General features: G+C 37.0%; 22 protein-coding genes. 1 reads left to right on the top strand and 21 read right to left on the bottom strand.

What is annotated here, in order from left to right:
- Nucleotides 1–37: 37 nt before the first annotated feature.
- From AC5YGD_RS04470 to AC5YGD_RS04430, 9 genes are all read right to left on the bottom strand, one after another.
- Nucleotides 38–373 (bottom strand): cupin domain-containing protein, encoded by a 336-nt coding sequence (locus AC5YGD_RS04470; protein ID WP_496142314.1) that lies wholly within the window; start codon nucleotides 371–373, stop codon nucleotides 38–40.
- Between the two features lie 95 nt (nucleotides 374–468).
- Nucleotides 469–1,224, bottom strand: a complete 756-nt coding sequence (pgl, locus tag AC5YGD_RS04465) for a 6-phosphogluconolactonase (RefSeq protein WP_496142312.1) — start codon at nucleotides 1,222–1,224, stop codon at nucleotides 469–471.
- On the bottom strand, nucleotides 1,178–2,641 hold the full coding sequence (zwf, locus tag AC5YGD_RS04460; RefSeq protein ID WP_496142311.1) for a glucose-6-phosphate dehydrogenase: 1,464 nt from the start codon (nucleotides 2,639–2,641) through the stop codon (nucleotides 1,178–1,180). The genes pgl and zwf overlap by 47 nt, the downstream gene beginning before the upstream one ends.
- Before the next feature lie 2 nt (nucleotides 2,642–2,643).
- Entirely contained in the window at nucleotides 2,644–4,071 is a 1,428-nt protein-coding gene (gnd, locus tag AC5YGD_RS04455; protein ID WP_496142310.1) for a decarboxylating NADP(+)-dependent phosphogluconate dehydrogenase, read from the bottom strand.
- A 136-nt stretch (nucleotides 4,072–4,207) separates the two neighbouring features.
- Nucleotides 4,208–5,677 (bottom strand): family 1 glycosylhydrolase, encoded by a 1,470-nt coding sequence (locus AC5YGD_RS04450; RefSeq protein ID WP_496142309.1) that lies wholly within the window; start codon nucleotides 5,675–5,677, stop codon nucleotides 4,208–4,210.
- 32 nt (nucleotides 5,678–5,709) lie between these two features.
- Nucleotides 5,710–6,795: an ATP-binding cassette domain-containing protein gene (locus AC5YGD_RS04445; RefSeq protein ID WP_496142308.1), complete on the bottom strand. Its 1,086-nt coding sequence runs from the start codon at nucleotides 6,793–6,795 to the stop codon at nucleotides 5,710–5,712.
- A 17-nt stretch (nucleotides 6,796–6,812) separates the two neighbouring features.
- Nucleotides 6,813–7,721 (bottom strand): ABC transporter permease subunit, encoded by a 909-nt coding sequence (locus AC5YGD_RS04440; RefSeq protein WP_496142307.1) that lies wholly within the window; start codon nucleotides 7,719–7,721, stop codon nucleotides 6,813–6,815.
- Nucleotides 7,714–8,541, bottom strand: coding sequence for an ABC transporter permease subunit (locus AC5YGD_RS04435; RefSeq protein WP_496142349.1), 828 nt, complete (start codon nucleotides 8,539–8,541; stop codon nucleotides 7,714–7,716). Before AC5YGD_RS04435 ends, AC5YGD_RS04440 begins: the two co-directional genes overlap by 8 nt.
- A gap of 588 nt (nucleotides 8,542–9,129) precedes the next feature.
- On the bottom strand, nucleotides 9,130–10,371 hold the full coding sequence (locus AC5YGD_RS04430; protein WP_496142306.1) for an extracellular solute-binding protein: 1,242 nt from the start codon (nucleotides 10,369–10,371) through the stop codon (nucleotides 9,130–9,132).
- 203 nt (nucleotides 10,372–10,574) lie between these two features.
- On the opposite strand from AC5YGD_RS04430, the gene AC5YGD_RS04425 reads away from it, so the two are divergent.
- Complete coding sequence (locus AC5YGD_RS04425; protein ID WP_496142305.1) at nucleotides 10,575–11,606, top strand: substrate-binding domain-containing protein; 1,032 nt, start codon at nucleotides 10,575–10,577, stop codon at nucleotides 11,604–11,606.
- A 52-nt stretch (nucleotides 11,607–11,658) separates the two neighbouring features.
- Here the strand turns inward: AC5YGD_RS04425 and AC5YGD_RS04420 are convergent, their stop codons facing one another.
- The 12 genes from AC5YGD_RS04420 to AC5YGD_RS04365 all read right to left on the bottom strand — a co-directional run bounded on the left by AC5YGD_RS04420 (nucleotide 11,659) and on the right by AC5YGD_RS04365 (nucleotide 24,302).
- Nucleotides 11,659–12,756: a sn-glycerol-3-phosphate ABC transporter ATP-binding protein UgpC gene (locus AC5YGD_RS04420; protein WP_496142304.1), complete on the bottom strand. Its 1,098-nt coding sequence runs from the start codon at nucleotides 12,754–12,756 to the stop codon at nucleotides 11,659–11,661.
- An 85-nt stretch (nucleotides 12,757–12,841) separates the two neighbouring features.
- Nucleotides 12,842–13,711, bottom strand: coding sequence for an ABC transporter permease subunit (locus AC5YGD_RS04415; RefSeq protein ID WP_496142303.1), 870 nt, complete (start codon nucleotides 13,709–13,711; stop codon nucleotides 12,842–12,844).
- On the bottom strand, nucleotides 13,704–14,519 hold the full coding sequence (locus AC5YGD_RS04410; protein ID WP_271541864.1) for a carbohydrate ABC transporter permease: 816 nt from the start codon (nucleotides 14,517–14,519) through the stop codon (nucleotides 13,704–13,706). The genes AC5YGD_RS04415 and AC5YGD_RS04410 overlap by 8 nt, the downstream gene beginning before the upstream one ends.
- Before the next feature lie 179 nt (nucleotides 14,520–14,698).
- The gene (locus AC5YGD_RS04405) at nucleotides 14,699–15,946 is read right to left on the bottom strand and encodes an ABC transporter substrate-binding protein (RefSeq protein WP_496142301.1); all 1,248 of its coding nucleotides are present in this window, start codon (nucleotides 15,944–15,946) and stop codon (nucleotides 14,699–14,701) included.
- 167 nt (nucleotides 15,947–16,113) lie between these two features.
- Nucleotides 16,114–16,503 carry a nuclear transport factor 2 family protein gene (locus AC5YGD_RS04400; protein WP_496142300.1) on the bottom strand — a complete coding sequence of 130 codons (390 nt, stop codon included), beginning with the start codon at nucleotides 16,501–16,503 and terminating at the stop codon, nucleotides 16,114–16,116.
- 48 nt (nucleotides 16,504–16,551) lie between these two features.
- Nucleotides 16,552–17,733: an AGE family epimerase/isomerase gene (locus tag AC5YGD_RS04395; protein WP_496142299.1), complete on the bottom strand. Its 1,182-nt coding sequence runs from the start codon at nucleotides 17,731–17,733 to the stop codon at nucleotides 16,552–16,554.
- On the bottom strand, nucleotides 17,733–19,184 hold the full coding sequence (locus tag AC5YGD_RS04390) for an ATP-binding protein (protein WP_496142298.1): 1,452 nt from the start codon (nucleotides 19,182–19,184) through the stop codon (nucleotides 17,733–17,735). Before AC5YGD_RS04390 ends, AC5YGD_RS04395 begins: the two co-directional genes overlap by 1 nt.
- Nucleotides 19,181–19,846, bottom strand: a complete 666-nt coding sequence (locus tag AC5YGD_RS04385; protein WP_496142296.1) for a response regulator — start codon at nucleotides 19,844–19,846, stop codon at nucleotides 19,181–19,183. Before AC5YGD_RS04385 ends, AC5YGD_RS04390 begins: the two co-directional genes overlap by 4 nt.
- An 89-nt stretch (nucleotides 19,847–19,935) precedes the next feature.
- On the bottom strand, nucleotides 19,936–21,216 hold the full coding sequence (locus tag AC5YGD_RS04380) for a Y-family DNA polymerase (protein ID WP_496142295.1): 1,281 nt from the start codon (nucleotides 21,214–21,216) through the stop codon (nucleotides 19,936–19,938).
- Entirely contained in the window at nucleotides 21,209–21,790 is a 582-nt protein-coding gene (locus AC5YGD_RS04375; protein ID WP_496142293.1) for a translesion error-prone DNA polymerase V autoproteolytic subunit, read from the bottom strand. The genes AC5YGD_RS04380 and AC5YGD_RS04375 overlap by 8 nt, the downstream gene beginning before the upstream one ends.
- 84 nt (nucleotides 21,791–21,874) lie before the next feature.
- Entirely contained in the window at nucleotides 21,875–23,239 is a 1,365-nt protein-coding gene (locus AC5YGD_RS04370) for an 8-oxoguanine deaminase (protein ID WP_496142291.1), read from the bottom strand.
- Between the two features lie 40 nt (nucleotides 23,240–23,279).
- On the bottom strand, nucleotides 23,280–24,302 hold the full coding sequence (locus AC5YGD_RS04365; RefSeq protein WP_271540801.1) for an ABC transporter ATP-binding protein: 1,023 nt from the start codon (nucleotides 24,300–24,302) through the stop codon (nucleotides 23,280–23,282).
- Between the last annotated feature and the right edge of the window lie 2 nt (nucleotides 24,303–24,304).

Raw genomic sequence — 24,304 nt, 5'->3', positions numbered from 1 at the left:
AAGGCTGATTACTAATAATTAAACTCTCCAGAAATAGTTAGGATTTATAAACATTTTCTCGCTCTCCATCAAATATGCAAACCATATACAAATCGACTTCGCCCAAATTATGAACCCGATGAAAAACGCCATCCTCAATCAGAACCATATCACCACCCTCGATTAATATAGTCTTGTCGTCAAGATCCATTTTTCCATTTCCACTCATAATCATGTAGACCTCTTCTTTACCAGCATGGCTGTGACCCTTTGTTGATTTGCCAGCATGAAGCGTTGTTGAGCTTATTACAAAGTTATTTAGTGAGGTGTTATCCTTAAGAATATAAGTTTCATTATCTTTAACAACTTCGCCGTCAATATTATTAATTTTCATAAGTGAATTTTAAATTTAACTATTAAACAGATTATTATCCATTGCTTTTTCAAAAAATAAAGTGCATTATGACAGACAACTTAAAATAAAATTATTTAAGGGCTCCAGTAGATGCTAAGTCCATTTTCTAAAAAAGTATAGATTGGCATTTTGCTTGAATCTTTATACTCCATTACACTTTCTAGAGTATGGAGTTTGCTGGACCCATTCAGATGCAGAAAAACATTTTTAGCATCAATAATTACCCTTGCGGTAAGGCTTAAGCGCTCATAAGGCGCAGTCTTTGGAGAGGTCGAAATCAAACAGTTTAAATTATTTAGATTCATCCCCTCAGAAAGCTCTTCCGAGCAAGGAAAAAGAGATGCAGTATGTCCATCAGAGCCCATACCTAAAACAATAACGTCAAAAGGAAGCTTGATATTTTTTAACATCTCTTCACTATTTCTTTGACCATCTTTAGCTGTTTTTGAGTCATTTTTTAACGGAATAAAATTGACCTTGGACGCCTTATTTTTTATAAAAAGCGTTCTCACAAGCAATTCGTTACTATCTTTACTCTTAGGGTCAACCCATCGATCATCAACTAATGTTAAATCTACTTTTTTCCAATCAATATTTAACAACGAAAACTTTTTAAAAAGCGGAATAGGCGTACTTCCTCCAGAAACAGCGATACTTGCACGGCCTCTTTTTTTGATTGCTTCAGTTAAAATTTCACCAATACTTTGAGATAAATCTATAGCCAATGATTCACTATTATTTGTACTATAAAAGTCAACAGAATCGGGCAAATAATAAGTTTTACTACTCCTCATACCATTCATGTCCGTTGCTCTGAATAAGTAGCTCACTCTCCTTAGGTCCATTAGTCCCTGCAGGATAGAAATAAAGCTCTTGATTTGTTTTTTTGTGGGCTTCTAAAGCATTATCACACCACTGCCAGGCAAGCTCGACCTCTTCTTTACAGAGAAATAAACTCTGGTTACCATTGAGAATATCCATCAAGAGACTTTGATAGCCGCTTGGAATATTGAGTAATTTTTGCGTTTTTATAAAATCTAGGCTCATAGGGTCAGATCTTAAAGTTGAGTGCTTGTCAACGCCGTGGGGCTTAGTAAAAACCTGCAAAGAGATACTTTCAGAAGGATGTAAACTGATAATTAAGGTGTTACCTTTTAAACTTTCAGTGTCTTGATCAAAAATATAGTGCCCATCAGATTTAAAATGAATAACAATTTGCGTCATTTTACTTGTCATTCTTTTGCCAGTTCTTAAGTAGAAAGGGACCCCTTTCCAGCGCCAGTTCTGTATTTCTGCCTTAATACTTACAAAAGTCTCTGTGTCACTTGTTACGACTGCACCTTCTTCATCAATATAGGCAAGTTTATTTTTACCATTGGTATATTGCGCAGAAACAAAATTCGACTCAATCCCTTCCTCATTAATCGGTTTTAAAGCTTCAAGAACCTTCACCTTCTCTGAGCGAATGCTCTGATCATTAAGGTGGTTGGGTGGCTCCATTGTTATTAGGCATAGTAACTGAAGAAGATGGCTTTGCACCATATCTCTTAGCTGCCCCATTCCATCAAAATAACCCCAACGATCCTCAATACCAACAGATTCTGTGGCAGTTATCTCAATATAATCAATACCCTTACTGTTCCATTGACTTGAAAACAATGAATTTGCAAACCTAAGAGTGATAAGGTTTTGCACTGTTTCTTTTCCTAGATAGTGATCAATTCGATAAATTTGAGACTCATTAAAGTGCTTTAAAAGTTTGGCATTAATGTCCTTAGAAGACTCAAGATCATACCCAATAGGTTTCTCAACAATAATTCTGCATGAACTGGTTATTATTTGTTCGCTATTTAGACCATCAAAAACACTTTCAAAGAGCTTTGGGGAGATTGCTAAATAGTAAGCGACTGGCTTACTCCACTCCTTAAGACTTAAACTTAACTCTTGGTAACTATTAGGATTCTGAAGATCACAGCAACAGTAATCAATGCGATTCAAAAGTCTAGAAATAATATCAACGTCTAAGTACTCATCTGAGACATTAGTGCTCAGAGCATTATTTACTTTTTCTTTGAACTGAGACTTCGTTAGCACCTGTCTTCCAACACCTAAAATCTGTAAATCATTATCAAGCTTATGGTCACGCTCTAGATAATACCAGGCAGGTATTAACTTACGAATAGATAGATCCCCTAGGGCCCCAAAAAGCACAAAGCTTTTAATTTTTATAGCAGCTTCAGGCTTCATAATTAACTATCCTTGATCCACTCAGTATGAAAAAATTCACCTTTTTTTGCATCTAGCCGCTCATAGGTGTGGGCACCGAAATAATCGCGCTGAGCTTGAAGTAGGTTAGCTGGCAGTCTCTCAGTCCTGTAACCGTCAAAATATGACAGAGAGGAGGTCATTGCAGGTATTGGCACGCCATGACTAATTGCTAATGAGCAAACTCGGCGCCAGCCATCTTGAGATTTATTAATCTTATCTTTAAAAAAAGGATCTAGTAATAAGTTTTGCAACTCAGAATTAGCGTCATAGGCATCTTTAATTTTAGTTAAGAAAGCCGAGCGAATGATGCAGCCTCCGCGCCACATAAGAGCAATACCGCCGTAGTTAAGATTCCAATTAAATTCTTTAGCTGCTTTTGTTAGTAAGGCGTATCCTTGGGCATAAGAAACAATCTTTGAAGCATATAGTGCATCATGAATATCATTGAGAACTTGCTCCTTGTTACCTTCAAAAGCATGGCTTGGGCCACTTAACAACTTTGATGCCTCGATGCGTTCTTGCTTAATGGATGAAAGGTATCTTGAAAATACTGCTTCTCCAATTAACGTAAGAGGCGTGCCAAGTTCAAGGGCAACCGTTGCAGTCCACTTCCCAGTTCCTTTTTGACCCGCCGCATCTAAAATATTATCAACAAGATAAGTCCCATCTTTATCTTTAAATTTAACTATGTCTGCAGTGATTTCGATTAAATAGCTACTAAGCTCTCCCTCGTTCCACTTTTTGAATACTTGATGTATTTCATCGTTCGAAATATCCAAGACATCTTTCATGACTTGGTAAGCTTCACAAATAAGCTGCATGTCACCATACTCAATGCCGTTATGGACCATTTTTACAAAGTGGCCAGAGCCATCTTCACCTATCCAGTCACAACAGGGCTCGTTATTTTCAACTTTAGCGGAAATTGCCTGAAATATACCTCTTACTTCAGGCCAAGCAGATACTGAGCCTCCTGGCATGATTGAAGGGCCCTTTAGAGCACCCTCTTCACCTCCAGAGACGCCGGCACCAATAAACTGAAAGCCCTTGTCTTCTAGCTCTTTAGTTCTTCTAATAGTGTCGGGGTAATGAGAGTTGCCACCATCAATAATGATGTCGCCTTTGTCAATAAGAGGAATAAGTTTATTAATATAATCATCTACAACTGTTCCAGCTACTACCATCAGCATAATTTTTCTTGGCTTCTTGATAGAATCAACAAAATCATCGAGATCAACAAAACCTAAGATATTATTGTTTTTAGATCGCTTATTTACTAAATTATCTATTTGTGGGGACGTGCGATTATGAACAGAGACTCTAAAGCCATTACTCTCCATATTTAAAGCAAGACTAGATCCCATTACACCTAGACCTATTAGGCCAATATCCGAATGTAGTTTATTCATAAAGTCGCTAAAAAAATATTTAAAGTAGAATGCAAAAACTTTCTAAATTTTAAACTATGAGATTTTTTAATTTGTGTCAAAGTGTCACAATTTATTACCTTTAAGGTTACATTTGTACGCAATATTTAGACTATTTCTAAACCAATAATCCTTGTTTCCGAGCCTTTAAAAACTCCTGGAACTTAATGGCACTTCGCTTAAGCGTTCTTTTTTGAGTTTCATAGTCAACATATACAATACCAAAACGCATTTTGTAGCCCTCTGCCCACTCAAAATTATCCATAAGGCTCCATGCAAAATAACCTCTAATATCAACTCCTTTGTTAATTGCTTGATCAACCATAGACAAGTGATTTTGGTAATAACGATAACGCTGCTCATCATCAACCACCCCATCGATTAAGTGGTCATCTACTGCAGCTCCATTTTCAGTAATATAAATCGGTGGTAAGTTGTATGTTTCATGAAGATCCGTTAACAATTTAAGAAGCGCTTTTGGGTGAACTTCCCAACCAATATGTGTTCGCTCTACTTCATCTAAATCAACATTTTGATAGTGAGAATTTTTTTGATTCATTAGCTTTTGTAGCTGCTCTGCCTTAGTGTCCTCAGCAGAAACATCATTGAACTCTTGAACACGAGCTTCTGCACGCTCGAGTTTTTTCAAAATAGTATCAGAAACCTTTCCTTGTCTGCCACTCTCAACCATACTTCGGGAGTAAAAATTGACCCCCAAGAAGTCAATTTTCTCACTAATAATAGACATATCATTGTCTTCAATGGTCGGCATTGCATCAATAAAATGCTGAAACACAGATTCAGGATATTTCCCTTCCATAATTGGTTTAATAAACCAATGGGAATGCTCATCATCTGCAAATTGTGCAGCTTCAATAGCGGAATCATCAACAGGATAATTAGGAGTAAAGTTTAGTACAATTCCGTGCTTAGAGTTTGCGGCATTTTTTCTTAATATTGGCATTGCCAAGCCATGAGCCAACAGCAAATTATGGCAAGCCAAAAAACCAGATTTATCACCTACAATACCTGGGGCATGGATTCCATAACGATAGCCATGATAAGCGCTACACCATGGCTCATTCAAGGTAACGTAAAAATCAATTCTGTCGCCAAAATAGGAACTTATAACCTCGACATACTCAGCAAATTTAGTTGATGTCTCTCTGTTTAACCAGCCACCTTCATCCTCTAAATATTGAGGTAAATCCCAATGATAAAGAGTAGCCATTATTTTAATATTTTTTTCTTCTAAGGCGCTGATTAACCTATCATAAAAATCAAGCCCTTTCTGGTTAACACTTCCATCAAGTTTTATAATACGAGGCCATGCAATTGAAAGTCTATATGCATCAACTTCTAATGATGAAATTAAGTCAACATCTTGCTGATATAAGTTGTAATGATTGCAAGCAACATCGCCATTATGTTGCTTATAAACCTTACCTGGTGTGGCGCAAAAAGTATCCCAAATTGAAGTGCAGCGCTCATCAACGTTTGTTGCGCCTTCAATTTGATAAGATGCAGTTGCAACACCAAAAAGGAATTTAGGATCATTTAATTGCGAATCTTTAGGAAATTTATACATAAATATCAACCTATATAATATTAAAAAATTAGTTATAGCCTATCTTCGCTCTCAAAGTCAAAGATAGAAATGTGAAGAGGATCGAAACCTAAGTTAATTTTTTCGCCTATATTGATAACTTTATTTCCGTCAACAGTAAATCGAAATTCATGACCATTAAAATGTGACCAAACAAGTGTGTCAGCACCCATAGGCTCAATAACCTCAACGACTACATCAAAATTAACAGGCATACTTTTATTGCCGTCATTAACCACTATATTTTCGGGCCTTACTCCTAGCCATACAGGCCTTTTGTCCTCAACAATTGTTTGAAAATTATAGCCATCTAATTCAAATAAAGTATCGTCAATTTGAAAGCTTACATTGTCCTTATTATTAATCTTTCCTTGAAGGAAATTCATACCTGGAGAGCCAATAAACTCTGCAACATATTTATTAATAGGAAAATTATAAATATTTTTTGGGTCATCCAATTGTAAGACCAACCCGTCTCTCATAATTGCTATACGATTTGCTAATGTCATTGCTTCAATTTGATCATGAGTTACATAAATCATCGTATTGTTTAATTTTTGATGAAGCCTTTTAATCTCAACTCTTAGCTCAGTTCTTAATTTAGCATCTAGGTTAGATAAAGGTTCGTCGAATAAAAAAACGTCAACGTCTCTTACTAAAGCTCGCCCTATTGCTACTCGTTGACGCTGACCACCAGAAAGCGCTGCAGGCTTCCGCTTTAAAAGATCCTCAATTTGAAGGATCTCTGAAGCATTCTTCACTCGTCTATTAATCTCATCTTTAGCAAGTTTTGCATTTTTTAAGCTAAACGAAAGATTACCCTCAACCGTCATTTGCGGATAAAGCGCATAAGATTGGAATACCATACCAATACCCCTCTGCGCTGGCTCAAGCCAAGTAACATTTTGCTCATTGATAAAAATCTGACCATCCGTAACATCCAGTAAACCGGCGATGCAGTTAAGCAAAGTTGATTTACCACAACCTGAAGCGCCTAAGAGAACTAAAAATTCTCCTTTTTCAATCGTTAAATTAAGGTCTTTAAGAACTTTAACATCACCAAAATTTAGTGAAAGATTTTTAATTTCTATACTATTCATTTTTTAATTATCCTTTTTTAACCTTTAACGGCGCCTGCAGCAATGCCGCGCACGAAGAGCTTTCCTGAAATAAAGTAGATAGCCAAAGGCACCAGACCGGTCAACAAGGTAGCGGCCATATTTACGTTATATTCTTTAACTCCTTGAACTGAATTCACAATATTATTTAGCTGTACAGTCATTGGATAATTTTCTGGTTTTGTATAGATCACACCAAATAGAAAGTCATTCCAAATTCCTGTCACCTGCAAAACAATAGCGACGGCAAAAATTGGTAGCGACATCGGCATCATTACTCGGAAATATATCCCCCAAAAACCTGCTCCATCAACCCTAGCTGCTTTAAAAAGCTCTTCAGGAATGGTCGTGAAATAATTACGAAATAATAACGTTAAAATAGGCATTCCAAATATAGTATGAATAAGAATTAAGCCAGGTAATTTTGTATAAAGTCCCAAATCACGCAGCAATATTACAAGTGGATAAATCATAATCTGATAAGGTATAAATGCGCCAAATATTAAGATTGTAAAAAACAGATTGGCTCCCTTAAAGCGCCAGTTTGCCAGAGCATAACCATTAATTGATGCAATTACTATTGATACAAAAACTGAAGGGATAGTTATCTTTACTGAATTCCAAAAACCCCTAGATAGACCGTCGCAATTAAGACCAGTACAAGCCTGTGCCCATGCCTTTACCCAGGGCTCAAAAGTAACCTCAATTGGAGGTGAAAAAATATTACCTAGACGAATTTCGGGCATTCCTTTTAATGAAGTAACAATCATCACATAGAGAGGAACTAAGTAATATATGGCAACAAATATAAGCGTCCCATAAAGAATAATATTTCTTCGACTTAGCATCTTGCGTGGTTTTGGCCCTCTAGGGCCATCTGTCATTTTTACATCTGAAGAATTAGGCATTTTTACGTCTCCCAAATTCCAAATATGTAAATGGAATTAATACAATTAAAACAGAAACTAACATCATAGTTGAGGCAGCAAAGCCTTGAGCTAGATTTTGTGCGCCAAACATGTAGTCGTATACGTATTTTGCAGGGACCTCTGAGGAAATTCCTGGTCCGCCTGAAGTCTGAGCAACAACTAAGTCATATACTTTAATAATTCCAGCAGCAATGATAACAAGTGTTGTAATAAAAACTGGGCGCATCATTGGAATGACGATTTGAATATATGTTTTCCACATTGGAATACCGTCAATTCTTGCAGCCTTCCATATTTCTTGATCAATGCCGCGAAGACCAGCCAACATAAGGCACATAATAAACCCTGTACCCTGCCAAAGCCCCGCTGCTAGAATTCCATAGATGACAATATCCATATTGTAAAGTGGGTTAAATACAAATGAATCAAACCCTAACGATCGAACAATTTTTTGAACACCATAATCTGGGTTTAAAATCCATTGCCATACTAGCCCTGTAACAATAAAACTAAGAGCAAATGGGTATAAAAAGATAGTTCTAAAAGTATTTTCAAATCTTGTTTTTTGATCCAATAAAGCCGCTAACATAAAGCCAATAACTAAAGAAAAAATTAAAGAGCAAGCGCCATAAATAGCTAAATTCTCTATAGACATGTACCAGCGATCAGAGTTCCAAAGTCGTTCGTATTGAGCAAGTCCAATAAACTCACTTTTTGGAAGCATGCGGCTATTCGTAAACGAATGATAAACCGTCCACAAGGTTGCTATAACGAAAACACCAACGGCAGTTAACACCATAGGTAATGCTGCAATTTTGCTAGACAAATTATGAACAAGGGAGCGCTCAATAAATCCTGGACGCTCTAATTTAGAATCTCTGGATCCAACGATAAACAATATCAAGGCAAATAAAATAAATACAACTGTCGCAAACAAAGCAAAAGGCTCAAACGTATTCCAAATCTTTCGAAACTCCTTAAGAGCTGGAAATACTAGCTGAGTACTTTTATGAGCAAATGACCAAAGAGCTGTTGAGAATGTTGCTGCAATAAGCCAAGCCACTGCTCTATTGCGAAGTCGATTCGTAATAATATCAAATTTACCTGCTTTAATCCCAATCCAAATTACTAAAAGGAGAGATACAAATAATATTAGAAACTGAAGACTTTGAAGCAGTTGAGGCTTAATACCAACAGTAGCCATGATTAATAATGCAAAGGCCAACATAATTGAACCAATAAATAATCTTTCAGGATGGACTTTTGTAAGCATAGATATTAATATAATTTACACAAAAACGGTTAAAAAAATTATTAGAAACTAGGGTTATCAAATAAAGAACTGCCGAGCCCCTAGTTAAGCTCAGCAGCTTTTTTTATTTAATGCCTAGTCAGCACTTGCAATGATCTTAGCATATTTAGCTTGAGCATCCTCAGCACTCATATACAAATCACTCCAAAATGTTGTCATCAGTTCATTAATCTGATTGCTTGTATCAGGTGAAAGAAGAATATCACCTGAAGGCAGAACATTTCCACCAGCAAGAATCTTCAAACCTTTCTGCATACAATCATTCGCAGTTGACATATCAATGTCTCCACGGATTGGTAGCGAACCTTTCTTCAGGTTAAAAGCGACTTGAACTGCTGGAGATACAAGAAGTGCAGCAAGCTCTTTTTGAGCTGCTTCGACATCCGCATCATCCTGAACTGGGAAGTAAAAAGCGTCTCCTCCAGTGTCCAGTATTTCACGATTTCCTAAACCAGGAAGACATGAATAATCAGTTCCAGCAACTGAACCAGCTACACTAAACTCACCTTGCGCCCAGTCTCCATGAATTTGACCACCTGCTTTACCAGTTATTACTAGATTAGTAGCCATATTCCAGTCACCAACGTTTGATCCAATAGCCATTTTACGAGCATCATCAAAAGCCTTCCATACACGAGCATATTCAGAACCACCCGCAACTATAGCGTCTTTATCGCGATTAACTGCATACCAAGCATCTTCACTAACTAGTGCTGTAGCTAATACACCAAAAGTTAGGCCAGTTTGCCATCCCTGCTGACCTTGGGCCAAAGGAACAATTCCATTAGCACGAAGTGCAGGACCTGCAGCCACAAACTCATCCCAGTTTGATGGAACAGCTACACCAGAACTTTCATAAGCTTCATGACTTAGCCACAACCATTGAGCTGAGTGAATGTTCACAGGCGCACAATAAACACGACCATCAACAGTACATGCGTCTAGTAAATTGCTTGGATAGATAACATTTCTCCAGTTATTTTCTGAAGCAACATCAGTTAAATCCAAAAGTAGTCCAGCTTCAATTAATTCTTCAGCTTGACGTCCATGGTTAAGTTGAGTAGCTCCCATTGGCTCACCACCAATGATTCTACTGATAATAATAGGTCTTGCAACACCGCCTGAACCGGCAATCGCCCCATCAACCCATTTGTTACCAGTTGCATCAAAAGCTTTAGCAAGCTCTGCAACAGCATTCGCCTCTCCACCTGATGTCCACCAGTGTGTAACTTCTAGTTCAGTTGCTGATGCTACATTGACCACACCTGTTATAAGTGCAGTTGCAACAAGAGCTGACCTTTTTATCATTTTTCTCATAGTCTCTCTCCTAATTTTAGTTAAAATACAAAAAATATTCCATAAGATAGTAAATAATGGAACCGGTTCCAATTATAAATAAATAAATTAATCACTTATGTGTCAAAGTGTGTCAAATTGTAATGTTTAATATCAAAGTTTAATTTATAAAATAGCTTACAATTAACTATGAAATAGGATTTATCGATAAACTATGAGTTATTATGTCAACAATTAGAGATGTAGCAAGGCTAGCCGGTGTTGGAATTGGAACTGTTTCCAGAGTACTGTCTGAAAATGGATCTGTTTCTCAAAAAACCCTCGCAAAAGTTAATGATGCCATGGCCGTACTTAATTTCACACCCAACAGCTCGGCGCGCGCATTATCCTCAAAAAAATATAACACAATTGGTATTTGGGGCACTGAAACTTCTGGTGAGCTTGACAGGAAAACTCTTATAAAAATTGAACACGAGCTTGAGCCATTTAATATCAAAATAATTGTTACTGATGGTGATAAAAAATCTACGAAAAACAATACTCATAATAGTCCTCAAACAACACACAGAAAATCTATTGAAAATATTTTTAGAAGCGGTTGTGATGGCTTAATCATATGGGGATCTGACATTCCAGATCTTGAGATTATTCAAATTGAAAATGAATACCCTAACATCGTCCTACTAAATAATAAAATTGACCTTTTGCCAAATAAATGCTTTACTTTTGACCACTATCAGGCAGGTTATCTTGCAGCTAAAAATTTAATTGATAATGGTCATACAAAAATTGCATGCATTACTGGTTGGCTTGATACTGATGATGGAAATCTGAGGCAACAAGGATTTTTAGACGCCCTTAATGAAAATAATATTGACATCCCAAACACTCTAATTTTTGAAGGAAATTACACTTTCCGCAAGGGTTATGAAGGCGCGTTACATTTATTAAATCAAAAAACTCCCTTTACCGCTATTTTTTGTGGAAACGATCAATCTGCTATGGCAGCAATTTCAGCTCTTACAAAGAAAGGTTTTAATGTGCCTAATGATATTTCAATTATGGGTTACGATGATATGAATATCGCATCCTACACCTTGCCTCCATTAAGTACTATTCATATGCCTTTTCAGAAAATGGCTATCTCTGCAACTAGACGTCTATTAAATCTATGCTATAACTTAGATCTAGAAGTTAATTATGATTTTCCAATTAAACTAATTAACAGAGAGAGTGTCAGAAATTTAAAAGATTAAGTTTAATCCAGCCCTTGAAAGGGCTTTAGTCATAATGGAATTATAATCGACTTTATCGTATTCTTAAACCTGAGTTAGGGTCAAATAATATAGCCTTACTGGTATCTACTTGAAGTTCAAATCCCTTGCCCGCAGAATTTCCAGATTCCGGACTTAATCTTGCCATAACCTCATTTTCATTCCATTGACCTATCGCTACAGTATCTGCGCCCATAGGCTCTATAACTTCAACATCAAATTTAATTTTTTGAACAAATGAATTATCAGAAACTGAAGGTTGGATTTCAGTGAGCATCTCTGGCCTTATACCTAACAAAACAACATCTAAATTTGATTTAATTAGAGCCTCAGTACATGGGATTATTAATTCATATTTTTGTCCTCCACTCTCAATTATCAAGTTTTGGTCTTTAACAATACATTCGATGAAATTCATCCCAGGCGAGCCCATAAAATCAGCAACAAAATGACTTACTGGATCATTATATATTTCATAGGGTGTGCCTATCTGTTGTAACTCTCCGTCTTTAAGGACTGCTATACGATCTGCTAAAGTCATTGCTTCAATTTGGTCATGGGTTACATAGACCATAGTTGTTCCAATACGCTTATGTAATTTTTTTATTTCTGTGCGCATCTCAACTCGAAGCTTTGCATCTAAATTTGATAATGGCTCATCAAAAAGAAAAACTTTTGGAGATCGCGCTAATGCCCTTCCCATAGCTACTCTTTGGCGCTGTCCACCTGAAAGTTGCCCTGGCTTTCTGTCCAGCAAATGATCAATTTGTAAAAGTTCCGAAACTCTTTTAAGTATAGATTCTTGCTCATTTTTTGGAACTTTATTCATTTCCAATCCAAAACAAATATTCCTTGCTACATTCATTGTTGGATACAAGGCATAGGATTGAAAAACCATGGCAATGTCTCTATCTTTTGGAGACTCTCCAGAGACATCTTTTCCGTCAATAACAATTTCACCAGCATTTAGCTCTTCAAGCCCAGCAATTAAGTTCATTAATGTTGACTTTCCACACCCTGAAGGACCAATTAAAATTAAAAATTCTCCATCTTTAATATCAAGATTTATGTTTTTTAATACTTCGGTTGAGCCGAATGACTTATTAATACCGTTTAGGCTTATACTTCCCATTTTTATTATCCTGTTTTAATTATTTCTTAAAATTTATTAAATATCATCATAGATTTTTTGGCACATTCAATACATAAAGCTACTGTTAGCCTTTAACTGCTCCAGCGGTAAGCCCCCGAACAAAATATTTACCTGCGATTACATATACAGCTAAAGTAGGAAGTGCTGCAATAATTGCGGCAGCCATATCAACGTTATACTCTTTGCCACCAACTGAGGTATTAACTAGATTATTAAGCGCTACAGTGATTGGCTGGGTTCCAGAGCCTGAATAAACAACTCCAAATAAAAAGTCATTCCAAATCTGAGTAAATTGCCATATTATTGTTACAACAAAAATTGGAGCAGACAATGGAATAAAAACATGCCTAAAGATTGCAAAAAATCCAGCGCCATCAAGTTTTGCAGCTCTGACAAGCTCTGTTGGAATTCCTACATAATAATTACGAAAGAAAAGTGTTGTAAAGGCGACGCCATAAATAACATGAACCAATACTAACCCTGTGACTGTATTTGCCAGGCCCAACATGCCAAGTAATTTTGCCATTGGCAAAAGGATTACCTGAAATGGTATAAAGCAGCCAAATAACAGGGCACCAAATAAAAACTCGCTACCTTTAAATTTCCATTTAGCTAAAACATAACCATTAAATGCCCCAACAATTGTTGATATTATGACTGCTGGAAAGACAATACGAACACTATTCCAGAAATATGGCGCTAAGCCATTACAATCACTACCAGTACATGCAGAAGACCAAGCTTTTTTCCAAGCATAAAAAGTTGGATCAATAGGAATCGCCATCAGATTGCCACTTCTAATTTCTTCAATATCCTTAAGAGATGTTGTAAACATTACATAAAGAGGGGCTAAATATATAAACGCAAAAAAAAGCAATATAAGATATATAAATGCACGCCCAATATTATATTTTGTTAATTTAAAACTAGTCATGATTTTTCTCACGTAATTCAGAGTACAAATAAGGAATTAATATAGCCAGAACTCCAAAAAGCATAATCATCGCACTTGAGGCGCCAAGACCAATTTGCGCTCTATTAAAGGTAAATGTGTACATGAAGTTTGCTGGAAGGTCAGATGCATATCCTGGACCACCTCCAGTAAGCGCCTGAACCAAGTCAAAGCTCTTAATTGCTATATGGGTCAGAATAACAATTGCACTAAAAAAAACAGGTCTCATTAATGGCAATACGATATGCCAATAAAGTCTAAACGTTGATGCACCGTCAATTTTAGCCGCCTTAGTAAGGTTTTCATCTACGCCTCGTAATCCTGCTAAAAATAAGGCCATTACAAAGCCACTAGACTGCCATACAGCTGCAATAACAATCGTATAAATTGCCATATCTTGTTCAACAAGCCAGCGAAATTCAAAACCAACAAACCCCCAGTCATTCATTAACTTTTCAATACCTAAGCCAGGGTTGAGAATCCACTTCCATGCAGTTCCTGTAACTATAAAAGAGATCGCCATTGGGTATAAATAAATAGTTCTTATAGCGCCTTCAGCGCGTATTTTTTGATCAAGAAAAATTGCTAAGAGTAGTCCTAAAACTAGTGCAATAACAATAAATAAAATTAGAAAGATAAAAAGATTGTCGACTGCTACGTCCCATCGAGGGTTAGCAAACAAACGTCGATATTGATCGAGACCCACAAAGTCCCATTGAGGCATCATTCTGCTTTTGGTTAGCGATAGTAAACCAGTCCAGACAATGAAGCCATACATACAAATAACCATCACAATCGTAGTTGGTGCTAATACAATTTTTGGTAGATTTTTTTCTAGAAAATTTAGCACAGTGATTTATTATATTGTTTAATTAAAAAAATGGGGTACCTAAATTAGGCACCCCTAATCTAAACATTAACCAAAAAAAAGGAGATCTTAGTGGTATGTGCTTAGAAAACTAACAACTATTACATTGCAGCCTTGATTGAAGCAACTAACTGAGCAACACCTTCTTTTGCACTCTGATCAGAGTTGAAGAAGTTTGTTGCAGTGTCTGTTACCGCTCCACCTACTGCAGAAGACATCGCCATACCATGTGCAAAACTAGGTACTAAAGATCCACTAGCAGAAGCTGAAACAAATGCGTCCATTGAATCATGGGCACACGTGTCAAACTCAGCTCTTGAAACGCCTAAACGCGCAGGAATAGATCCTTTGTTTAGATTGAACACTGTTTGAAAATCAGTACCTAAAATTTCAGCAGCCATTATGTTTTGAGCTTCAGTGCTTGCAGAATCTGATTGCGCAAAAAATGCAAACGAGTCTATGTTAAATGTATGAGCACCTGAAGTTCCTGGAGCTGCAGTACATACATAGTCAGTTCCAACGCTCTTACCAGCTACTTTGAATTCACCTTTAGCCCAGTCACCCATAATTTGACTACCCGCTTTACCTTCAATTACCATTGAAGTAGCAACGTTCCAGTCACGTCCTGGTGAGTTTGCATCAACAAACTGACGTAAGTTTCCAAATGTTTCAAAAACTTTTACAGTTGTATCACTGTTCAAAGCATTCATATCTAACTCAACAAAAGCCTTGTTGTAGTAATCAGCACCACCAACACCAAGAACAACTGCTTCAAATACAGTTGCATCCTGCCATGGCTGGCCACCATGTGCTAAAGCAACAAAACCAGCTGCTTGTAGTTTTTTCGCTTGAACCATGAAGTCATCCCAAGTTGTTGGAATAGTAGCGCCTGCATATGCATATACTTCAGGATTAGACCACATCCAATTTACACGGTGAACGTTTACTGGAGCAGCAACATATTTACCATTGTGCTTCATTACATCAGAAACAACTGCTGGCAATAAATTGTCCCAGTCATTAGCTTGTGCAACACCATCAATGTCAGCTAAAAATCCTAACTCACCCCATTCCTGGATTGATGGGCCTTTTATTTGAGCAGCTGTAGGAGGGTTTCCTGAAATAGCTCTTGACTTTAAAACAGTCATCGCATTTTCACCACCACCACCAGCAACAGCGAAGTCAGTCCAACCAACTCCAGCTCCACTTAGCTTTTCTTTTAAATAGTTCACACTCGCAGCCTCACCTCCACTAGTCCACCAATGCAAAACTTCTACATCTGCAGCACTTACTGAAGTCGTACTTGCTAGAAGCGCTGTAGCTGCTAGCGTAGATAATGTATTCTTCATTTTTTTCTCCATTTATATAATATTAATTCTAAACATCATTGATCAGAATTGGCATCCAGTTTATTACTGGCAACATGTCGGATTGTGGAGTTTTGTGTCAAAGAATGACAAATTGAATCGAATAATGATCAATATGTATTTGAATTTAATGGAAAATTTTTTATTGATCAGTTCAGACTTAGATCGAACTCAAATGGAACCCTAGAGGAGTGGTGATGTTTAATTGGCGCATCATCAGACAGGTCTATTAAAAAGCTATACCAAGATAAATATTTTTTACCCCCCTTACTGCCTAAACAAAAAACATAACTACCCGTCATTAAAAAAATATTTCCAGATAGTTTCTTTTTTATAGCATCTTTTACGTTAACCTCAACAGAAGCACCCCCATTAAAAGCAACTTCAAAATAACCTTTAATCTCATTATTACTTTCTAAAAGTTTTGGTAGAAAGGTCGGTAAAAGAGTTGCATTATCATGATACAAGCTCAGAATAGCTTTCATATCAGCATTATTAAAACACTCTGCCCATTGCTCAATTATATTTTCAGGTGTCATAAATATATAAATCTTAATAAATTAATTAAGTATTTTAAACAAGGTTTCTTAGATTATTTTTAAAATTTCGTAGCAAGCGCCCATTGTGTGATAATCCGTTTTTCCAGCTGGGCTTTTAAGGTCATCATATTTATTATTATTTGAATCTAAAATACGAAACCACGCACCATACTTATGATCAATCATGTGCTTCCAGCTATAACTCCAGATTCGATCATACCATTCCCAATAATAATCATCGCCTGTTCGATTAGCTAATACTGCAGCAGCAGCTAATGATTCTGCCTGGACCCAAAAATATTTATCTTTATCACTGATATCTCCATTTGGTGCAAAACCATAAAATAGTCCTTCTGATTTTTCATCCCAACCCATCTCAACTGCATCATCAAACAATTCTTGCGCCCTAGGAAGCAACCAATCTTCTTTAACATGCCTCTCAAGGATTAATAATAATTTTGCCCACTCGGTAAGATGCCCAACTTGAAAGCCCCAAGGGCGAAATAGATCATCAGGACGATTTTTATTATAAACCCAGTTAATTTCCCAGTTACTATCGTAATGCTCCCAAATTAGGCCTTCTGCAAGACCAGCCTGCCTAATACATATGTTTTTCCCAATGAGAAGTGCTCGATCTAAATATTTTTGACTACCTGTGGCTTCAAAAGCCATAATAAGGGCTTCACAAGAATGCATATTCGCATTTTGCCCACGATAACTAGAAACTACTTTCCAATCAGTAGAAATTTCATCAGAATAGAGTTCGTACTCTTTTGACCAAAAATGCTTTTCCATTAATTGATAGGTTTCTTCAATATAATCTTTTGCTTTTAAAATGCCAGCCTTATAAGCACTCGAGTAAGCCAGCAGAACAAAAGCTAAACCATAACAGTAATTAGTTGAATCATTTACCTCTGCGCCTTTCATAGTCCATGCATAGCCACCAGTATTTTTATTAAGATGTGAATCTCTTAAATAATCTATGCCATGAAGAGCGGCATCAAGATAATCTTTATTATCGAACTGAATAGCAGCCATTGAGTAATTAAATATAAAGCGAGTACTACTTACCAAATGCTTGGAATCAAAATCATAAATACTGCCATCGTCTCGAAAGTACTGGAAAAAACCGCCAGTATTATTATTAATACAATGAGGGTGGTAAAACTTCATAATCGCCTCAATGTGGTCAATTAAAAACCTTTTATCATTAAATATTGGGTTACTCATTAAACAGGAAAATAGACTTCAACAATTAGGCCGCCACCTCTTCGGTCTTTAAGCTCAAGCTCACCGCCATGAATATTTGCAATATTACGTGCTATTCCCATTCCAAGACCAGAATGAGCATCACTTAACTTATGCTCTAAGCGGTAATAAGGTTTAAATACATTTTCCTTATCAGCATCGCTCAAACCTGGCCCTTTATCTTTTATCTGGATAAATATTCCAGTCTCTTTTTTCTCTCCAGTCACCTCAACACCTTTGCCATATGTAATCGCATTATTAATCAAGTTTGAAAACAAGCGCTCAATTGCAAGAGCTCGACCTTTCATTGAGATATTACCTTTTATATTTATCTTAATAGGAAGATCATGAATCTCTTCTTTTTTGAGGATTGAAACTAACAATGATGACAGCTCAATCTCGCTAGTATTTTCATGTTCAACACCATCTGTCATAATCTGAAGACTTCCTTTAACCATCGTTTCAAGGTAGTCTAAATCACCAATTAGATTTTCTTTAACAGGTCCATCATTAATTTCTTCAACTCTTAACCGAGCTCTAGTCAATGGTGTCTTAAGGTCATGAGAAATTGCTGCAAAAGAGCGCTCCCTATCGGCAATAAATTTTTGAATACGTTTTGCCATAGAATTAAATGCTCCTATCGTTGCTACCATTTCTTTAGAGCCTTTTTCTTCGAGCTGACGAGGGTTACGTCCTTTCCCTAGAAGATTTGCCTGATGCGCTAATATTTTTAGTGGATGAACGAGCCAACGAACAAACAAAAAAGTTAGCAAGAGTACTGTGAGTGATACTGCTGAAAGACTAAAAATTCTCTCGCCATTAATCCAGTCAACGCCTAATAATAATTCTCCTTTAGGAACTACCGCAGCTAGATACATCCATTCATCTGCATCAATTGGAAATTGAATTACGACAAACGGACTTCCATCCCCAGGCTCTAGGAGTGCAAACCTTTTCCAAGTTGGCGATAAAGACACCATCAAGTTGTTACCTGTTAATATTTTTAAATTATCAAAATCAACAAATGTAATCTCCATATCATCAACCTGTCCTAACTGGGCTGTCATACTTTTATGTAGGTTATCCCGCACGAGTGATGAAAATCCTGACTCTTCAATTTGCACTAGATTAATATATTGCTTATTTACTGAGACAAAGAAGCGAGTTCCACCCATATCTCTTAATTGATCCAGAACAATATGCCGATACTGTTTTGGTAATTTTTCAAAAAAAGCAATAGTTTGAGCTATACGAGAACCCATAGCTTCTGAAACCTCTACCATTCTGTCTCTCTCAGATGATTGCAGTTGCTCCACCCATAACCAAGTTCCTAGCAGCTGAGCTATAAGAATTCCAATAAAGAGCACTGAAGTCATTCTTGCAACAACAGTTTTTGGGGTGATCCAATTAAGAATCAAGTTTACTTTTGTCAAGCTTTCAAAAGGAGAACGTACCCTTTTCCTCTAACGCTTTGAATAATTTCACCATCGAAATGGCTACTCAATTTATGCCTTAGTCTACTCACAATTGTGTCAATTGATCGGTCTAATGGGTCCACTTTTCTGCCATGAAGTAGCTCACCAATTTCATCTCTACTTAAGACTTTACCGATCTGTTTATGAAAAACGCACAATAAGTCAAATTCTGTTCCAGTTAATTCAAGTTGCTTACCATCAACGAATGCGCTTCTTGCAGCAAAATTCATTACTATATGATTATCGACATCCTCATCTTTTACTTCTGAGCGCCTCAAGAGGGCTTTAATTCTTGCTAAAAGTTCTCTTGGATTAAAGGGTTTACCCATGTAGTCATCAGAGCCTAACTCTAAACCTAATATGCGATCTAAATCATCACTGGCGGCAGTAAGCATAATAATTGGAACGTTAGACTTTTGCCTCAATCTTCTGCAAACTTCAAGGCCATCTATCCCTGGCAGACCAAGATCTAAAACTACTAAACTAAATTTTGATTCGTCACTTGCTAAGAAAGATTCTCCATTAGAAAAAGCTTCAACTTTAAATCCATTTTTTATTAAATATTGATCTAATAATTTAAGAATTTCTGGGTCATCATCAATAATTGCAAGTTGTTTCATTCCTTAACATTATTCAGCAAAAAAAGGATTCATTATAGACAATGAGCATATTTATGCAATTTTAGTAAAAAAAAAATGACCTCTGAGCCTTAAATTATTAATAATTCACTCCAGCTTGTTGTGTACCTATTTGATCGAAAATTAGCTCTTGGGAGCCACCTATCATTGCCCACTTCACTGGCATACTTAACTGACTCATTAAATCTTTTATTAGCACCCTTTATAGCATTAGATTTTTGACGAGCTAATACCTGTGGCTGACTATCTTGAGTTATTGAAAAAAGATCTTGCTGTCGATAGTTTTTGGTTAAGTTACTCAATACTACCCCTCCTTTATTAAAGGAATAACCAGGTTTATAGATAAGTCTTAATATTTGAGATGCCAATGGAATAATTTGAGATTCATCCTCAATAGCAATTGGCATTCCTACAGTTTTTGATAGGTATGCACGGGGCTTATCTTTTTTATGAGGATTGGTATAAATAAAGACAGTCATAGTTGTCATTGCAAGTTTATGGTTATTAAGCTTATTGACAGCCTTTCTAGTAAGAGCAGTTAAAGCTTGATTTAATTCATCAAAGTCGCTTAAATCAACGCCAAAAGAGCGAGAGGAGACAATCTGCTGCCGTGTTGGAGGAATCAACTCGATAGGAATACACGATTTACCACGAAGCTCTTGATAAATCTTTTTTCCATTAACGCCTAAAAGAGTTTCAATAACGCCAATATCTGCCTGATAAAAGTCATAACTTGTATTAATTCCAATATGGTTAAGCTTTTTAGCGCTTTGTCTGCCTATTCCCCATAAATCACCTACTTCGACCGATTGCAGTAATTTGCAATATCTTTCATGGGGAAGGTCATCTATATCAAAAACGCCATTAAATTTTGAATACTTTTTAGCAATACGATTAGCAAGTTTTGCTAGAAGTTTAGTACTGCCTATGCCAATACACACTGGAACTCCCGTCCAGTTTTTAACTTGAACTCTTAGAGACTGCATGTGATCTATTAAATTAAAAGGAAGTCCTGCTAAATCTATAAAACTCTCGTCAATAGAGTACACCTCTTGGATAGGAGAAAATTGACCAATAACCTTCATTACTCTAGACGACATATCTCCATACAAAGGATAGTTTGAAGACTTGACTACAACGCCCCTATTAGCAATCAAATTCCTTACTTTAAAGTAAGGAGCTCCCATTTTAATGCCTAGTGCTTTAGCCTCATTAGAACGAGCAATAATGCAGCCATCATTATTAGAAAGAACAACGATTGGTTTGCCTTCTAGTTTTGGTTCAAAAACTCTTTCACAGGAGGCATAGAAGTTATTACAGTCGACTAGTGCGAACTTAGCTCGGTTATTCATACTGATGTATAACCGATGTCACAACTCCCCATATAATAAGTTCGTCAGTACCTCCAATTTTGATGTCTTCAAAATCAGGGTTTTCAGCTTTAAGAGTTATATTTCCTTTGTATTTATGTAGACGCTTAACAGTGAACTCACCATCAACAACTGCAATAACTATCTTGCCACTTTTAGCGCTTAAAGACTTATCAACGATTAGTATATCGCCCTGCTGGATACCAGCACCTAGCATTGAATCTCCTTGCGCTTTAACAAAGAAAGTGGCCTCTTTATGATGGATAAGATGTGTATTTAAATCAAGTGCATCCTCCAAATGATCATCTGCTGGAGATGGAAATCCTGCCTGCACACGAGAGGTAAAAATTGGAATTGAAAGCTCTGTTGGATTTTCTTTAGTTAAAAAGACTTCTACTTTAGATTTAACTTGAGACTTGTAAACTTCAATCGTAGGAATAAGCGAATCTACAAGACTAATAGGCACCCTAATTACTTTGGTTTCCTGTTTAAAGCTGCCTGAGTTTTTTTTACGGCCAGCACCCTTTCGGGCGCCTCCATGACTAGGTGTATTCATAACTAACTTGATTTATGTAACAATATTCAAGTTGGAATTATAAATTAACTAATATAGCAAGTCAATGATAGTATTAAGAAAAAATTATGCGTTAGCTAATTGGCGTAATTTTTTTGCTGCATTGCTATGGCGACTGATTAATTCAGACTCATCTTGCCCAATAATTTTTCCATCCATAACTTTCCACTGACCAGCAATCATAACTCTATCTGCTTTTTGAGCGCCGCACAGAAGTAGCGCTGCTAAAGCGTCATGACTACCTGAAAATCTAAGTTCATCTAATTTAAACAAAGCTAAGTCTGCCTGTTTTCCGACTGCAATTTCACCAATATCAGACCTACCTAAAAGCGCAGCTGAGCCTTTAGTTGCCCAATCATATGCCTTTTGATGGGTAATCTTGGAAGCTCCATATCGTAAGCGCTGCAAGTACATTGCTTGTCTAAGTTCAGCAATCATATTAGAGCCATCATTAGAGGCAGAGCCGTCAACGCCAAGACCGATAATGGACCCAGCTTCTTCAAGTTCAAGACTGTGACAAATGCCAGACGCCAACATCATATTTGAAGTTGGACAGTGACAAATACCAACGCCGTTCTGGCCTAGTTTTTCTATCTCTTGCTTATTAAAGTGTATGCCATGAGCTAGCCAGGTACGATCTGACAACCACCCTACACTTTCAAGGTAATCTACCGTCCTTAAGCCAAATTTCTCTAAACAAAATTTTTCCTCATCTATCGTCTCCGCCAAGTGCGTATGCAATCTAACATCATACTGCTCAGCAAGCGCTGCAGTCTCTATCATTAAATCAGTGGTCACTGAAAAAGGAGAGCAAGGAGCTAAAGCTATTTGAATCATTGCGCCTTCCTGATTGTCGTGGTATGTTTTAATGAGTCGCTCACTATCGCCTAGTATTTGCTCTTTTGTTTGAACAACAGATTGTGGAGGCAAGCCACCATCTTTTTCTCCAAGACTCATCGAGCCTCTCGTTAAAACAACGCGCATACCGAGCTTTTGAGACTCTTCCACCTGTATATCGATAGCATTTTCCAGTTGGCTTGGAAACAAATAGTGATGATCACTCGCAGTAGTGCAGCCAGAAAGGAGAAGTTCAGACAACGCAAGCTCTGTAGAAACAGCTAGCATTTCAGGCTGAATATTAGCCCAAACCTTGTATAGGCTCTTAAGCCATGGAAAGAGTTCTTTATTTAGAGCTTCTGGATAGGCTCTTGTTAGTGTTTGATAAAAGTGGTGATGCGTATTTATTAAACCTGGAAGCAAGACACTTTCACACGCATCGTAAGTATCATCAATTTGAGTTTTAGGGCTCTGCCCTAACTTAACAATTTCAATAATTTTTTGGCCCTGAATAACGACACCACCTTCACAATTCTGTGCGAAGACAGCTGCTGGGTTTTTAATCCAAATAACGGGCTCATTTATATCGACCATAACAGCATTTGCTTAACCTTAATTAATTGATGATACACAGTCAAAAATTAAGGGAAACACCTTTTTCATTGAACCAGTGTGTGTCTTTTTTACTAAAACCAACTTTAACAGACTCGCCGCTCTTGATAGTGGTTTGAGTATTTAATTTTATAGAGATTTCCTGATTGTCTATTGTTTCACCATAAAGATAGCTATCAGAGCCTAGCTGCTCAACTGTCTGAACTCTCAATGACAGAGAATATTTATCTTCTATTTTAAGGTGTTCTGGTCTTATACCAAAAGTAGTTGCACCCTTTGGAGAAAGCTTTTTAATGTCATCAGGAAGTGAGGCACAGTCTAAAAAATTCATTTTTGGTGAGCCAATAAATCCAGCAACAAATAAATTAGCTGGCTTATTGTATACATCCAAAGGGGAGCCAGTTTGCTCAATAATGCCGTCATGCATCACAACAATTTTATCAGCCATAGTCATTGCTTCAACCTGGTCATGTGTGACATAAATCATTGTATTGCCAAGTCTTGCATGGAGCGCTTTTAGCTCAACTCTTGTTGCTACGCGAAGCTCTGCATCAAGGTTTGATAATGGCTCATCAAAAAGATAGATTGACGGCTCTCTAACAATCGCCCTTCCAATCGCAACGCGCTGTCTTTGACCTCCAGATAGCTGCCCTGGCCTTCTTTTTAGATAGTCCTGCATCCTCAGCTGATTTGCAGCCTTTGTTATCCTTTGCTCAATATCATCCTTATCAAGTTTTAGGTTTTCAAGTCCAAATGCAAGATTTTGACGAACCGTCATATGTGGATATAAGGCATAAGACTGGAACACCATTGCAAGGCCTCTTTTTGCTGCAGAGACATCATTAACTTTTTCATCATTTATTGAAATCGTCCCTTCTGTAATCGCCTCCAAGCCAGCAATCATTCTTAAAAGTGTTGATTTACCACAGCCGGATGGGCCAACTAAAACACAAAACTCGCCATCTAAGACCTCTAGATCGAGCCCATGAACAACCTCAGTTTTGCCATATGATTTTTTAATGTCATTTAATTTAAGATTTGCCATAA

It is taken from the genome of Candidatus Pseudothioglobus sp. uisw_070 (genome assembly GCF_059512545.2).
The sequence above is the reverse complement of the archived record's forward strand: the minus strand, read 5'-3'. Positions and strand labels throughout refer to the sequence as shown.